Origin of the sequence: Bacteroides fragilis, from assembly GCF_019583405.1 — a bacterium.
Taxonomy (GTDB): Bacteria; Bacteroidota; Bacteroidia; order Bacteroidales; family Bacteroidaceae; genus Bacteroides; species Bacteroides fragilis_B.
Map to the genome: position 1 here is coordinate 575172 of NZ_SZUU01000002.1, position 13955 is coordinate 589126.

At 45.8% G+C, this 13955-nt stretch carries 13 protein-coding genes; 4 read left to right on the forward strand and 9 right to left on the reverse strand.

Annotation, left to right across the window (positions count from 1 at the left end; all coding sequences use genetic code 11):
* Positions 1-64 precede the first annotated feature (64 nt).
* From FDF36_RS06805 to FDF36_RS06830, 6 genes are all read right to left on the reverse strand, one after another.
* Positions 65-793 (reverse strand): nitroreductase family protein, encoded by a 729-nt coding sequence (locus FDF36_RS06805; RefSeq protein ID WP_220390810.1) that lies wholly within the window; start codon positions 791-793, stop codon positions 65-67.
* Positions 794-820: 27 nt separating this feature from the next.
* Entirely contained in the window at positions 821-1510 is a 690-nt protein-coding gene (locus tag FDF36_RS06810) for a type 1 glutamine amidotransferase domain-containing protein (protein ID WP_220390811.1), read from the reverse strand.
* A 136-nt stretch (positions 1511-1646) separates the two neighbouring features.
* Positions 1647-2486, reverse strand: coding sequence for a patatin-like phospholipase family protein (locus FDF36_RS06815; RefSeq protein WP_005780737.1), 840 nt, complete (start codon positions 2484-2486; stop codon positions 1647-1649).
* 37 nt (positions 2487-2523) lie between these two features.
* Positions 2524-4713 (reverse strand): cation:proton antiporter, encoded by a 2190-nt coding sequence (locus FDF36_RS06820; RefSeq protein WP_220390812.1) that lies wholly within the window; start codon positions 4711-4713, stop codon positions 2524-2526.
* Between the two features lie 375 nt (positions 4714-5088).
* On the reverse strand, positions 5089-5415 hold the full coding sequence (locus tag FDF36_RS06825; RefSeq protein ID WP_259281385.1) for a DUF4907 domain-containing protein: 327 nt from the start codon (positions 5413-5415) through the stop codon (positions 5089-5091).
* Complete coding sequence (locus FDF36_RS06830; RefSeq protein ID WP_220390814.1) at positions 5402-6454, reverse strand: Kelch repeat-containing protein; 1053 nt, start codon at positions 6452-6454, stop codon at positions 5402-5404. Before FDF36_RS06830 ends, FDF36_RS06825 begins: the two co-directional genes overlap by 14 nt.
* A gap of 195 nt (positions 6455-6649) precedes the next feature.
* Here FDF36_RS06830 and FDF36_RS06835 point away from each other — a divergent pair, with 195 nt between their 5' ends.
* Both FDF36_RS06835 and bamG read left to right on the forward strand, forming a co-directional pair.
* A complete protein-coding gene (locus FDF36_RS06835) occupies positions 6650-7975 on the forward strand; it encodes a DUF4270 family protein (protein ID WP_220390815.1) in 1326 nt (441 codons plus the stop codon).
* Positions 7972-9177 carry a BamG family beta-barrel-assembly machinery protein gene (gene bamG / locus FDF36_RS06840; protein WP_220390816.1) on the forward strand — a complete coding sequence of 402 codons (1206 nt, stop codon included), beginning with the start codon at positions 7972-7974 and terminating at the stop codon, positions 9175-9177. The genes FDF36_RS06835 and bamG overlap by 4 nt, the downstream gene beginning before the upstream one ends.
* 1 nt (position 9178) lies before the next feature.
* Here bamG and FDF36_RS06845 read toward each other — a convergent pair whose 3' ends face one another.
* Positions 9179-9637: a copper resistance protein NlpE gene (locus FDF36_RS06845; protein ID WP_220390817.1), complete on the reverse strand. Its 459-nt coding sequence runs from the start codon at positions 9635-9637 to the stop codon at positions 9179-9181.
* A gap of 119 nt (positions 9638-9756) precedes the next feature.
* Between FDF36_RS06845 and FDF36_RS06850 the strand changes: the two genes are divergently transcribed.
* On the forward strand, positions 9757-10941 hold the full coding sequence (locus tag FDF36_RS06850; RefSeq protein WP_005807760.1) for a C1 family peptidase: 1185 nt from the start codon (positions 9757-9759) through the stop codon (positions 10939-10941).
* A gap of 91 nt (positions 10942-11032) precedes the next feature.
* Here the strand turns inward: FDF36_RS06850 and FDF36_RS06855 are convergent, their stop codons facing one another.
* Both FDF36_RS06855 and FDF36_RS06860 read right to left on the reverse strand, forming a co-directional pair.
* Complete coding sequence (locus tag FDF36_RS06855; protein ID WP_220390818.1) at positions 11033-11770, reverse strand: LytR/AlgR family response regulator transcription factor; 738 nt, start codon at positions 11768-11770, stop codon at positions 11033-11035.
* The gene (locus FDF36_RS06860; protein WP_220390819.1) at positions 11767-12888 is read right to left on the reverse strand and encodes a sensor histidine kinase; all 1122 of its coding nucleotides are present in this window, start codon (positions 12886-12888) and stop codon (positions 11767-11769) included. The genes FDF36_RS06855 and FDF36_RS06860 overlap by 4 nt, the downstream gene beginning before the upstream one ends.
* A gap of 233 nt (positions 12889-13121) precedes the next feature.
* Here FDF36_RS06860 and FDF36_RS06865 point away from each other — a divergent pair, with 233 nt between their 5' ends.
* Positions 13122-13802, forward strand: a complete 681-nt coding sequence (locus FDF36_RS06865; RefSeq protein WP_220390820.1) for a transporter — start codon at positions 13122-13124, stop codon at positions 13800-13802.
* Positions 13803-13955 lie beyond the last annotated feature (153 nt).

A 13955-nucleotide genomic window follows, 5' to 3' on the forward strand; every position in this document is an offset into this window, starting at 1 on the left:
TTATGAGGGTGTGTCCAACTGAAGTACCCCCCAAAAGCTTTGTGTCTGACTTTTGGGGGCAATATTAAACTCTATGATAAACTTCATTAAAGGGTACTCTGCCCCGTTCACCCCAGATTCCTTTATTTCCATCTCGTATTCCGCAGCCGATCACCATGTTCACTTCGGCACCATGAGGCAATTTCAGCAGTTTCTTCATTTGTTTACTGTCAAAGCCTTCCAAGGGGCAGGTGTCGTATCCTTCGTTTGCCATAGCAATCATAAACGTCTGAGCGGCAAGCGCACAAGATTTATGGACGACGACACGCATATCACCCTCGGAAACTTCACGCACAATGGGGCGGAAAAGGCCGATGGCTTTGGCCAGCAGGACTCTTAAAAAGCCCAGCAGACCAAGGAACCGGACATAAAGAAACGGCATTAACTTTCCGTAATAGAGTTCTCTGTCCTTGATACGTTTTTCCTGACGCTCCCGGGGACTGTTTCGTCTGACGTTCCCTCTTTCAAAATCGAGTACAAACCTGGCCCTGCTCCGATATAAATCCTGACGCGTCACAAAAACAACGATCTCCGACGCTGTTGAAGTTGCGGTCTGGTCAAGGCAAGCCTTGGATATCCTGGCCAGCAACTCCGGTTGCGTGACCTGATAAAACTCCCACAATTGCATATTCGAACTGTTAGGAGCCAGCGTTGCCAGTTCCAGACAATGTTTCACTTTCTCAGGGTCCAACGGCTTCGCTTTATCAAACACCCGTACGGAACGACGATAATTTAAGACTTCCTCTAAATTCATGTTCTATTATAATAAAAATTACCTTTCTCAACCCAACTGTCGCATGACGACTTCCGCCATTTCTTTTGAACTGAACGGGTTTTGCCCCGTTATCAGATTATGGTCCACCACTACTTTTGAGGTCATCGGAATCAATGCTTTTTCGTAATCGGCTCCTCTCTTTTTCAACTCTGCTTCAAGATCAAAAGGTACCTCCTTCTTTCTCCCGGCAACACTTTCCTCAAACCAGGAAAATCCTGTGAGCCTTTTATCTTTTATAAGATACTCTCCGTTGGACAATTTGACATTCAAAAGCCCACTTACACCATGGCAGATCGCGGCTACTATTTTAGTATGCTCATAATGCTCCTTAATAATCGTCTGCAAAGTGGTATTATTAGGAAAATCATACATCGTACCATGTCCGCCCGCCAGATAGATACAATCAAACAGCTCTCCGGCAACCTCGTCCAAACTCTTCGCATGTCGCAACTCATTCCTAAACTCAGGATCATCCCAATACTCTTTCGAAAGTTTGTCTAAAACCATCGGCTTTAAACTTTCCGGATCAACAGGGACGTTGCCACCTTTGGGGCTTGCTATGATTATTTCATATCCCTTTTCTTCCGCACAATGATAGATGTGAGTCAACTCACTGAGCCACAATCCTGTTTCCAGATTTCCATCAGCATACATATCCGTTCCCGTTACAACAGCCAGCATTTTCAAAGTATCCATATATATTCTTTTTATAGTGACGTTATATAGGAACATGGCTGTAACCTACTTGTTACTTTACCAATCAGACTTTTAACTTTATTTTCAACCACTTCTGACCCGGCTTCTTAAAACATCCACATTCTTTGCCGGGATATCAGCCAACTTCAAACTTCTGCTTCGCACATTCGTATCCTTCTTCATACAGATCGGTCAGTTTATGGATGTCACGTTCAATGCGATCGACAACAACCGGTTTCCGGGGCCGGATAACAGTTATATTTCCCTCTTCTTCCATACGCTCAACCATCTCCAACTGTTCGTTGTATACAGCACAACGCCTGCTCAACGCTTCACGTATCTTCGGATATTTACGATAAACAAAAGAGGGAACGCGGATGTCTTTATTCTCTTTCCGATAACCGCGGTTCCGGGTAAGGACAACCACATTGTTCCGATATCCATCGTCTATGGCACGTTGCAAAGGAATAGAGTCGACAATACCTCCGTCCAGCATGGGAATACCGTCTACATAAGCTATGGGGCAAACGAAAGGAAGGCTGCTGGAAGCACGGACAATGTCGATCACACGGTTTTTATCCTCTTTCTCCTCAAAATAATTGGCTTCTCCAGTCAGGCAATTGGTAGTCACCATCACATAACGCCCGGGAGAATTGAAGTATGCCTGATAATCGTATGGAAGTATATGCTCGGGAAACTCCGTAAAAAGGAGATCGAAGTCCAGAATATTCCGTTTCTTAAGCAGATGTTTCAGCCCGATATAATGATATTTCTCTAACAGGTCGATATTACTGTACTTGGCACGCCCACGCTGTCGGGACATATACGAAAGGCCGTTACAAGCCCCCGCAGACACCCCGATCGTATAAGGAAAACGAATATCATGGTCCATCAGATAATCCAGTACCCCACAGGTAAACACTCCGCGCATACCTCCGCCTTCAAGCACCAGACCGGTTTGATTATCAATTGTCATCTTTCAGAATAATTAATCGTTAGAAATTAGTAGTACCTTAGTTTTTCTTAGGCCGCCGGATGACTAACAAGGAAGGAAAATCACGGAACACTTCTTCCTCTTCGGACAACTTCGTATAGGACAGGTGGCTCATCACAAGCAAGCCGTCCTTTGCTACCGAAGCCAGATCGACGGCGCTACTAAAGGATTGCGTTTGTATCCGGGAGGAATATTTGGCCAATATCGGATCTGTAGACTGCCGGAAAGCCTCATCATCCGTGTCGAAGAGGAAGAGATGTACCTGTACGCCCCCCTCCAGCATACTCTCAAGATAAGTAAGCAGAAAAGCATCGATCACCCCACCCAACACAAAAGAAACGGGGACGTTTCCGCTATAACCACGGTTGACAAAAACGGCTACCGGACATTTCACCTGTTCCATCACATCATCTATCTTATCACGAAACAGAGAGAGCCATAACACTCCACTGCCTCCGGCAGCATCCGGTCTGTATTTACTACCGGCTCCCAGCAAAAACATGTCAGGACGCTCTTTTCGTGCCAACCGGATCATATCCTGCACCAATTTATCGGTCACCCGGTAACGGTTTTCAACACTAAGTCCCAACTCGGAAGCTTTTTCGTCCACCAGCGAGAAACTATCACGGGCATATTGCTCTGCATTCAATGGGTTTAAGTCCGTCCCCACCGTAAAATGGGCAGCGACCACATGGGCAGCTTTCATCTTTTTTCCAAATAATAAGAAAAAGACGGAAAGCAGGCTGCGTCCCGACTCCGGTAGTCCAAAACAAAAGACCAACTTCAGCTTAGCCGATAAACGTTCTTCGCGACGGGCAAAAATCTGTTCAACAAAATGCAGCAACGGGGTGGTCATGAAGGTAGTCACCAGAGCCATAATGACTAGGATTACAAAAATAGAAGGTGGAAGCACTCCCATTTCGTATCCGATGTTTAATGCAACCAACTCCATCAATCCTCGTGTATTCATCAGCGTACCGATAGTAAAACTGTCTTTCCACGACTCTCCCACCAAACGGGCGGCAACGGCGCAACCACCCAGTTTTCCTGCCACAGCAACCGTAATCAACAACAGACAGACTCCCCAAAGCGCCGGACTATTAATCAATCCGATCTCCGTACGCAACCCGGTAAAGGCAAAGAAAAGCGGAAGGAAAAAGACAAGAGCAATGTCTTCCACTTTTTCCATCATCACCTTACGGAATCCCAGGCTGGGAGGCATCACGACTCCTGCCATGAAGGCTCCGAACAAGGCATGAATACCGATAATCTCGGTAAGTGTAGAGGAAATAATCAAAATCAGCAGAATCAGAGCCACAAATGTTTTATTAATCACCTCCTGATTGGCATACACCTCTCCTACTTTCTTGAGAAACGGCCGTACCACCATAAACATGATTATGATATAAAGGGCAGTCAGCCCGATGGCATAAAGAGCGCTGGCAAATGTTCCGGCCTTGGCAATGGCTATGACTACAGCCAGCAAACACCAGGCTGTGACATCATCATTGGCAGCCGAAGCGATGGCCAAAGTACCCAAAGGAGTTTTCGTCATATTCCGTTCCTGAATGATGCGCGCCAGTACCGGGAAAGCGGTAATACTCATAGAGATACCGATGAAAAGGGCAAACGGCAGGAAACTTGTCTGGGCAGCGGCATATTCTTCATAAATCCAGTAAGATGCAACGATGCCGAGGAAGAACGGAACCAATATACCTGCATGGCTGATGACCAATGTTTCGTTGATCTTGTTTTTAAGTACACTGAAATCGAGTTCCATGCCGATCACAAACATGAAAAGTACCAGACCGACCTGGCTCAATAATTCAAGATTCGTAAGGGACTCCGGAGGAAACAGGGCCTGGAATACATCCGGAAAGAAATAGCCCAACACGGAAGGTCCCAACACAATTCCCGCCACAATCTCACCAATCACCCCCGGCTGCCCGATATGTTTAAACAGAAAACCAAAAAGCCTCACCATCAACAAGACAGCGATTATCTGTATCAACAATATACTTAACGGATGATGCAGGTTGTCGGTGACAAACTGACAAAACATAGCGAAAGGAGTCTCCTCCGCAACAGCTGATGATGCTACCACATGGTGTGAAAAACGGTCACCTTCCTCGATAGCCATGTAAATAAGTGCCCCGAAAAGGAGCAACATGATCACATAAATAAGATAATTTTTTTTGGCTCTCTGCATACAAGCATATTTTTGTGTGAAGTGTGTCTATGCAAAGATAAAACAAACCAAAAGAAAAAATAGTTTTAGAGCAGGTTTAAATATTGATTCATATAAAAAGGCACTGAAAAGAATATATGGACACTCTGTTTACTTTCCTTATTTCCGCTTCAAAGTTCCTGTTTGTCATCAGGAAAACGAAGATACAGAGGAATAAGAAAGAATAAAAGAGAAAGATAACCAACAGGAAAACAAGATTATAACAACACAAAAAATTGATTTAAAACCAAAGGATTGCTGATTTAAGAGGTAAACCCCGTTAGTTTAAGCCCCAGAGAACTTTGGCTTTAAGCTAACGGGAACATAGTTTCGAATGTATCCTAAAACACCTATTCACTAATCGCCGGTAATTCCCTGCCCCTTCAGGTCGGCAGCCGATATTGTAAAATCGTTTCCCTGCCTGATCCGTTCCAATACCAGGTTGCCTACTTTCCGGGCATCTTCTTCCAAAGCAAACCCTTTCCGCCCCGGAAGGGAAGGTATGTATGGCTGGCAGGTCACTATCCGGTCGCCACAAAGAATCTGATAGCCATATCCGTTCCCATTTTCTGTTTCAATTACTTTGAGACGATACGTACAAGCTTCATGCCGATCATAGAAAAAGAGGACTGAGACAGCGCAGGCAACGCATATCATACAAAGCAGCTTCTTATTCCTCTTCATATTCATAAGGTTTCAGTTCCCAGGTATCGTCAAAGTAAGAACTCGAACCACTGCCACCTGTCGCAATAATACCCCGGGTCCCGGTAGAGAAGCAAACAGCATGGATACGGGTACTTCCTTCAAACGCCGTCAGGTCGTCTCCTTCCCAAAGATCGGTTGCCGGATCATAAATCCAATAGTTCGAATAATAGCTGTTTCCGGCAGTGGAGCCCAAAGTCAGATAGGCCTTTCCATCGATCACAAAACTGACTCCATAGGAACGGACAATAGAAGTATAATCGTCATCATAATCATCATCGCTGGTATTGGCGATGTCTCTCAGTTGCGTCCAGGGTGTAGCAGCGGAAGGGTCGAAGCACCAGAAGTCCGATACATCGGAATTATTGTTCTGCCCTCCGCAGACATAAGCTTTCCCGTCGATGACAAATGCCGTACCTCCCTGACGCTTTTGTCCTCCGAAACCGTTCACGATAGTCCATTGTGAACCGGCTGCGGCAGTAGGGTCGAAACGATAAAAGTCCTTCAGGTAATTATCGTTGTAACCGGTTCCCACATAACCATAATTATCAATGCCGAAGCCAAGGGCATAATAGCGGGCTCCTCCCTTGAAGTCGTCCATCTGCCTCCAACTATTCGTTTCCGGATTATACTCCCACGTATCGGACAGGCATTTCTGATCGGGATTGTATCCGGTAGTGACATACCCTTTGCTACCTACCGAGAAGCCGATGGCAGCATTGCGGACCGTACCGGGCATATCGGCACGCTGAGTCCACCAGTCATTGTCGATATCATATTCCCAAGTATCGGCGAGCCGGGTCGTTTTTCCGTTATAGCCTCCGCAGATGTACCCTTTATTGCCAATGGTGAAACCGGCAGCATCGGTCCGTGCTACCCCGTCAAAGTCCGAACGCCGGTACCATACTCCGGCCGTATAGGAAGCATCTTCCGTACAGGCACACAAACAAAAGAGTATGGCACAAAGCACCAATGCTCCGGACGCGGACTTACTCGCTACAGTTTTTTCTATTCCAGTCATTCTTTTATTCTGTTTTTTAATCGTTAATTACTGACCGCAAATGTAGACGACATCAGTAAGGGTGAAAAAAAGGATCGACTAACAGGCACATTCTCTCTACCAACCAAAATGCAGTCGATAAATCATTCCGGTTAGTCGATAGTTTTTTAACAGGGAAGAGAAATCGACTTCTTTTGCGGCAAAATTATCCGATTAATGAAACAGAAAACCCTATCATTTTTATTCATCACTCTTTTAATATCCCTCCTTGCCTCTTGCCGGGACGAACTGTCGACAGTAGGAGGCAAATGGGTGGAAAGTTCCCTGCGGACGGTGCAGACCGATACTTGCACGGTCCGCATCAGCACTATCCTTAGTGATTCTCTTGCCACATCGGGCGACACAGTCTGCCAGATAGGAACCATTGACGATCCCGTCTGGGGCAAAATAAAGACCGCTTTCTATGCAGAATATGACGTACCGGGAGTTTCATTCAGCGAAGATGCCGATTATGGTTTCGATTCCATTACCATCCGGTTCTACTCTTCGGGCAACTATCTGGGAGATACTCTGAATCCGCAACGCATCTCACTGCACAGCCTCTCAGAAAATCTGTCGCTGGACGAAGGATACTTGTATAGTAAATCGACAGTGGCGTACCATGCCACTCCCTTAGCTTCGTTCACCTTCACTCCCACTCCGGGCGAAACCACCCGGGAACACGAAATCCGCCTCCCCGACGAATGGGGACTCGAGTGGTTCGAACGTTTCCAAAACGGATCACGCGAGATGGAGTCACAGGAATACTTCCGCGACTATTTCAAAGGCATTGCATTCATTCCCGAAGAGGGAGGAAGTTGTATCAACGGTTTCATGGTGAATGATTCAAGCCTGTGCATCACACTTTATTATCACCAGACGAAAACAGACGCAACGGAACTGTCCGCCAGTTTCCCGGCCAACAGCGACCTGAGGTTCAACCAAGTCAGTTGTGACCGTAGCCGGACAGCCCTCTCCTCCTTACAAAGCGGAATCAATAACGGGCTTCCTTCGGAAAAGTCCAACCACCAGGCCTACCTGCAAGGACTGACGGGAATGTATCTCAACATCGACTTCCCATTCCTCAATGACTTGCGCGCCGAAGGCAGACTGGTAACTATCGAAAGTGCGCTCCTCCGCCTTTATCCGGTAAAAGAGACGTATGGCGAACGGTATCCTCTCCCCGAATCGCTGACACTATATACAGCCGACGAAAACAATGTAACGGAAGATGTCGTGACGGATATTTCAGGCAGTTCGGTACAAACCGGAAGCCTGGTAACGGACGAAATGATGGGAGAAGAGACCTATTACTCTTTCGATATTACCTCTTTCCTGCAAAGCAATCTGGGGACGGTGGGATACAACCGGAAAATCCTTCAGCTGATGCTTCCGGACAATTTGTTTTTCACCACCCTGAGTGGAGTCGTATTCGGAGATGCCGGCCATCCGGACAGTAGCCCCGTGAAACTAACCATACTTTATAAAACATATAACCCATGAAAAGACAGCTGATTCTACTGCTTACGCTTTGTCACTCTACCTTATTAATATATAGTCAGAACACAACCAACTCCCCTACATCCATGTTCGGCCTGGGCGAACTTTCGACCGGAGAAGGCGGACAGTACGCCGGACTGGGCGGAGCGGGAATCGCCCTGCAAAGCTATAACTTCCTGAATACTGCCAATCCTGCCTCACTTACCGCCATCGAAGGACAACGTTTCCTGATAGATGCCGGACTGATGGGAGCATACAAAATCTACACCCAAACCGGAACAAACAATCATTCGGTAGTGGGAAACCTGAATAACCTCAGCATCGGTTGCCGTCTCACTCCCCATTGGTACGGGGCTGTATTTATGGCACCGGTCAGCAGTATGGGATACGCTATCACACTGGATCAGGACATCACGGGAAGCGGAAATTCCACCGTATCATCACTTTTTGAAGGAGAAGGGGGGCTATCTAAAATGGGTATCAGTACCGCCTACCGCCTTTTCAAAGGTTTCTCTGTCGGTGCCAATCTTTCGTACGTGACCGGAACCACCAAACAAACAGAGACTCAGGGAAATCTCAGTGTGGAAGAGAGTTCTTACAAGCATGCTTTTTATGTCGATTTCGGCGTGCAATACAAGTTTTCCCTAAATAGGGACAAGTCCATTGTAGCAGGGCTTGTATACGGGTACTCACAAGATCTGGCACAAGACAACAACCTGTCGGTGAGCAGTTCGTCGGGCAGCGAGTCGATTGATGAAAGCCAACGTTATGTGCGCCAATGCCTCCCGCAGTTTATCGGGGCGGGATTATCATACAATAGCCTCCACTGGATGCTGACAACCGAATACAAATATACGGATTGGAGCCGCATGAAGTCTTCAAAAAGCAACGTCCGCTTCGAAAACCAACACCGGTTATCGGCAGGTATGGCCTACACAGCAGGCAATATCTACCGCAATCCGGTGAAACTGTTACTCGGAGCGGGCATCAACAATTCATATATGGTCATCCAGAAGAAGAAAGCAACGAACTATTACATCAGTGCGGGAAGCAACTTCACTCTCTATAACGGAAATGTCCTCTCGTTAGGAGTGAAATGCAGTGATCAACTCCATCTGCCCAACGGTATGCAACGGGAACAAGGGCTGGCACTCTTCTTCAACTTTACCTTCTCGGAACGGACATACCGGGCGAAAATACAATAGACTAATCACGGAACACTTCTTCCTGCTTCAAAACGTAAGCATCGGCCAAAGCACCGGTAGCAGGTTGTTTCTCATTGTTCAGCATCACCACGCTGCCCTCCTGCACCTTAAAGTAAGAGACTTCGCCTCCTTTTTCAGTAAGTGTCAGCAGATTGTCTTTTACCGTGAATGTGCCGGTTTCATCAAACTCGGCATCTTTGCGATCAATGTAAAGCCAGTGGTATGTATAAGTGCGGTCCTTTTTCAGGGTCAGAGTCAGTTCTATGCCCGGACAATCGGCAGCCGGAATCGTACCTTTGTAAACTCCATAGTAATCGAGAGAGGTTTCGGCAGTGTGCATATCTACCACTTGTGTAGTATCGTTGTCCGCCGCAGACACATCGGCTTTCTTCGCATTTGTACAACCTACAGCAGTTAAAGTGATGAATGCTGCTGCCATCCAATAAAGATTCTTTTTCATCGGTTTAAGTTTTTATAAATGAAACATTAAAATATGATAGCAAAGATAGGCGTTCATTTCCATATTTAAGGATATTCAGCTATCTTTGTCGCATAAATATTAATAAAAACGACATAATAATGAAAAAGACAATCCTCCTGGCCGCTTTAGGCTTGATCAGTCTGAGCGCATTGGGCAAAGACAAACCAAAAGAAGAAGGCTTCGTTTTCACGACAGTGAAAGAAAACCCGATTACATCTATCAAAAACCAGAATCGTTCAAGCACTTGCTGGAGCTTCTCGAGCCTCGGCTTCCTCGAATCGGAACTGCTCCGTACGGGAAAAGGCGAATACGATCTTTCTGAAATGTTCGTTGTACACCACACAATGGTTGACCGCGCCGTTAACTATGTCCGCTATCATGGCGACAGCTCCTTCTCTCCGGGAGGAAGCTTCTATGACATCATGTTCTGTATGAAGAACTACGGACTTGTTCCGCAAGAAGCCATGCCGGGTATCATGTATGGTGACTCACTGCCCGTTCACAACGAACTGGATGCAACAGCGGAAGGTTATGTAAACGCCATTGCCAAAGGCAAACTGAAGAAACTGACTCCGGTATGGAAAAAGGGTCTTTGCGCCATCTATGACACTTACCTCGGACAATGTCCGGAGAACTTCACTTACAAAGGTAAAGAATATACTCCGATGACTTTTGCACAGTCTCTGGGTTTGAATCCGGACGACTATGTATCTCTGACTTCATACACACACCACCCCTTCTATTCACAGTTTGCCATCGAAATTCAGGACAACTGGCGCAACGGATTGTCATACAACCTGCCGCTTGACGAATTCATGGCTGTAATGGACAATGCTGTAAAGAACGGATACACGTTCGCATGGGGTAGTGACGTCAGCGAAGAAGGATTTACCCGTGACGGTATCGCCGTAATGCCGGACGCAGCCAAGGGTGCTGAACTGACAGGTTCGGATATGGCCCGCTGGACCGGAATGACCGCCGCCGACAAACGCAAAGAACTGACTTCAAAGCCACTGCCGGAAATTAAAGTTACTCAGGAAATGCGCCAGACGGCTTTCGATAACTGGGAAACAACCGATGACCACGGAATGATTATCTACGGCATCGCCAAAGATCAGAACGGAAAAGAATACTTTATGGTGAAAAACTCTTGGGGCACTAATAACAAGTACAAAGGTACCTGGTATGCTTCTAAAGCTTTCGTTGCTTACAAGACTATGAATATTCTGGTTCACAAAGATGCGCTTCCTAAAGATATCGCAAAGAAACTGGGAATCAAGTAAAAAATTACAAGTTACAGGGCCACGGGCTGTAGTCTGCAAGATGTAATCCACTTGTAGATTACAGCCCGTTCTTATGGCCTGTAACCCGACCTTAACTGCTGATACAAATCTTGTTGATATATTCTGTAAACCTCTCCTTATAATTATCGCCGACAGGTATGTATATATTCTTATTAAAAATGATGCGCAACCGTGAGACCTCCGTTATTTTCCGGAGATTGACGATATAGGAGCGATGTACCCTCATAAACATTTCTTGCGGCAGACGTTCTTCCAGTCTTCTCATACTCAGCAGAGTGACTACCGGCTTATCCGCCATATTCGTGTAAATGCGCACATACTCACTCATGCCTTCGATATAACAAATATCCGCCACATTGATACGGATAATCCTGGATTCGGACTTCACAAACAACGAACCGTCCCGTTCCAGCAAATCCGATTCCGCCCCTCCCCCGTAATCCTGCAAATGATACTCAAACTGCCTGCGTGCCTTGTCCGCCGCCTTCAGGAGATCCTGAAACTCGAACGGCTTCAACAGATAGTCCACCGCATCCACTTTAAAACCTTCAACAGCATATTCCGGATAGGCGGTGGTAAAGACAATCAGAGGTTTCACTACCAATGAACGCACCAGATCGAGTCCGTTCAGGTCCGGCATATGAATATCGACAAACATCAAGTCGACTTCTTCTTCAGAAAGCACCTGCATGGCACCAAAAGCATCCTCGCAGGAAGCAATTAGTTGCAGGAAAGGGACACGTGAAATATAACCTACCAATTGTTCAAGCGCCAACGGCTCGTCATCAATAGCAATGCATTTTATCATAACAAAGGAATGATTAATAAAACGTTAAAACTACCCTCGCGCTCGTTAATAGACAGGGTATAGTCCTGCCCGAACAAAAGCCTCAACCGCTTACGGACATTTTCCAATCCGATGCCATGATTCTGTTCACCGGATTTTCCCCAATTGCTGTTGGAACAGCGAAACGCAAGTTTCCCATCTTCTATAGTCATGGCAACCCGTATGAACGACTCTTTCTGATAACTCACTCCATGCTTAAACGCATTCTCTACAAAAGAGATAAAGAGTAAAGGCGGTATCTGCACTTTTGGTATTTCGCCGGGCATGTCGCACATGATGCAAACCTTATCGGTATAACGAAGCTTCATCAAGGTAATATAGTTATCGAGAAACTGTATCTCACGCGAAAGCAAAATCGTTTTATTACTTGCTTCGTAAAGCACATAACGCATCAGTTTAGAGAGTTCGACAATGGTCTTCTTGGCTTTCCCGGCATCCATATCGACCAGTGCATGAATGTTGTTGAGCGTATTCATAAAAAAATGCGGATTGATCTGATACTTCAGATATTGCAATTCCGATTGCAGATGCTGGTGTTCCAACTCTTTCAGTGCCTCTTCATCCCGCATGGACTTGAATAGAAGCTTGATAGCCACATTAAAACCCACTACCAGTAAAGCCAGTGAGAAACGTCCAAAAAGATAGCCCGGCAAAGGATAAGGCCCCTGCCGGAGCGGATCCATCACTCGCTTAGGCATGGGTGGTTGAGACGAATGTTCTTCATAAATATAACCGGGAGGAACGGGCATCGGGTTGTTGAACTGCCTGTGCCTCGGTCGGCTGAAGGAGGGATATAAGAAAAAAAGCAGAATAATGACTCCTATCAATGAAAATGCATAGTACCAATATTGCTTCCGAAGCAACAATCGGGGGGCGAGTAAATAGTTGTTCACTACAAAAAGCAGAAAAAAGGGTAACGTCAACAGCCATGCCACCCGTATGGTCTGCCAGCTGAAAGTATGTATCGAACTGATGGATGAAAACAGATAGTCGCCCACCAACGGTACGAAGATGACAGTCAGCCAGATGACGAGATAAACCACCTGCTCCAGTAATTGCTGCTTATTAATCTGTTTCATTATGATAAAGTCTTTCTGAAGATTAGGCCACAAAAATATCCCCTTTTATCCATACCCGACAAAAGAACTCGACAAAGAGGGACGTTTTGACGATAAAGCATGGTAAATCATGAACTTCCCTTTTCTCCGCCGGTGCATTTATTCGTTACCCTGAAAAGATCGATGCCCCTCAGCCACGAATTTTGCCAGTAATTGCCTATCTTTGCAGCCCGAAAAAATAATCCGCCATTTTAATGAAGAAATTCGCCATACTTGCAGCTTTCATCCTTTGCCCCTTTGCCATACAGGCACAAGAAGTATTTATCAATGCCGACCTGGTAAGCAGTTACATCTGGCGTGGAATGAAGAATGGAAATGCTTCCGTACAGCCTACTCTCGGTGTAGAGTGGAAAGGATGGACCCTATCGGCATGGGGATCGACAGAATTCAGAAACGAGAATAATGAAATAGACCTTACGCTGGAGTATGAATATAAAAACCTCCAACTGTGCCTTAATAACTACTTTTACCAAAGTGAAGACGAACCATTCAACTATTTCCACTATACTCCCCACACCACAGGTCACACCTTCGAAGCAGGAGCTGTCTATACCATTAGTGAAAGCTTCCCGTTATCGTTGGCCTGGTATACCACCTTTGCCGGAAACGATTACCGGGAAAATGAAAGACGTGCCTGGTCCAGTTATTGCGAACTCAGCTATCCATTCACTGTAAAGGGAGTAGGCTTGGCTGTCGAAGCCGGGTTCACTCCATGGGAAGGTGAATACGCTGATAAATTTAATGTAGTTAATGTCGGACTTTCGGCTACCAAAACATTGAATATTTCATCCGGATTCACTCCATCTGTTTTTGGTAAACTGATAGCTAATCCATACGAAAACCAACTCTATTTTGTTTTCGGAATAAGTTTGTAATGGAATATTCAAGCTGAATTAATGTCATAATTTTGGGGCATTCAATCACAAAAATATTGAATATTTCATCGGGATTTACACCTTTTTTCTCGTAACCGACAGATCGTTATAACACACAGATCCCTATTCTGATCACTCTCTATCCCAACACAT

Coding starts and splice junctions, on each gene's coding strand:
- FDF36_RS06805 (WP_220390810.1), bottom strand. CDS start 793: ATGAATTTAGAGGAAGTCTTAAATTATCGTCGTTCCGTACGGGTGTTT.
- FDF36_RS06810 (WP_220390811.1), bottom strand. CDS start 1,510: ATGGATACTTTGAAAATGCTGGCTGTTGTAACGGGAACGGATATGTAT.
- FDF36_RS06815 (WP_005780737.1), bottom strand. CDS start 2,486: ATGACAATTGATAATCAAACCGGTCTGGTGCTTGAAGGCGGAGGTATG.
- FDF36_RS06820 (WP_220390812.1), bottom strand. CDS start 4,713: ATGCAGAGAGCCAAAAAAAATTATCTTATTTATGTGATCATGTTGCTC.
- FDF36_RS06825 (WP_259281385.1), bottom strand. CDS start 5,415: ATGAAGAGGAATAAGAAGCTGCTTTGTATGATATGCGTTGCCTGCGCT.
- FDF36_RS06830 (WP_220390814.1), bottom strand. CDS start 6,454: ATGACTGGAATAGAAAAAACTGTAGCGAGTAAGTCCGCGTCCGGAGCA.
- FDF36_RS06835 (WP_220390815.1), top strand. CDS start 6,650: ATGAAACAGAAAACCCTATCATTTTTATTCATCACTCTTTTAATATCC.
- bamG (WP_220390816.1), top strand. CDS start 7,972: ATGAAAAGACAGCTGATTCTACTGCTTACGCTTTGTCACTCTACCTTA.
- FDF36_RS06845 (WP_220390817.1), bottom strand. CDS start 9,637: ATGAAAAAGAATCTTTATTGGATGGCAGCAGCATTCATCACTTTAACT.
- FDF36_RS06850 (WP_005807760.1), top strand. CDS start 9,757: ATGAAAAAGACAATCCTCCTGGCCGCTTTAGGCTTGATCAGTCTGAGC.
- FDF36_RS06855 (WP_220390818.1), bottom strand. CDS start 11,770: ATGATAAAATGCATTGCTATTGATGACGAGCCGTTGGCGCTTGAACAA.
- FDF36_RS06860 (WP_220390819.1), bottom strand. CDS start 12,888: ATGAAACAGATTAATAAGCAGCAATTACTGGAGCAGGTGGTTTATCTC.
- FDF36_RS06865 (WP_220390820.1), top strand. CDS start 13,122: ATGAAGAAATTCGCCATACTTGCAGCTTTCATCCTTTGCCCCTTTGCC.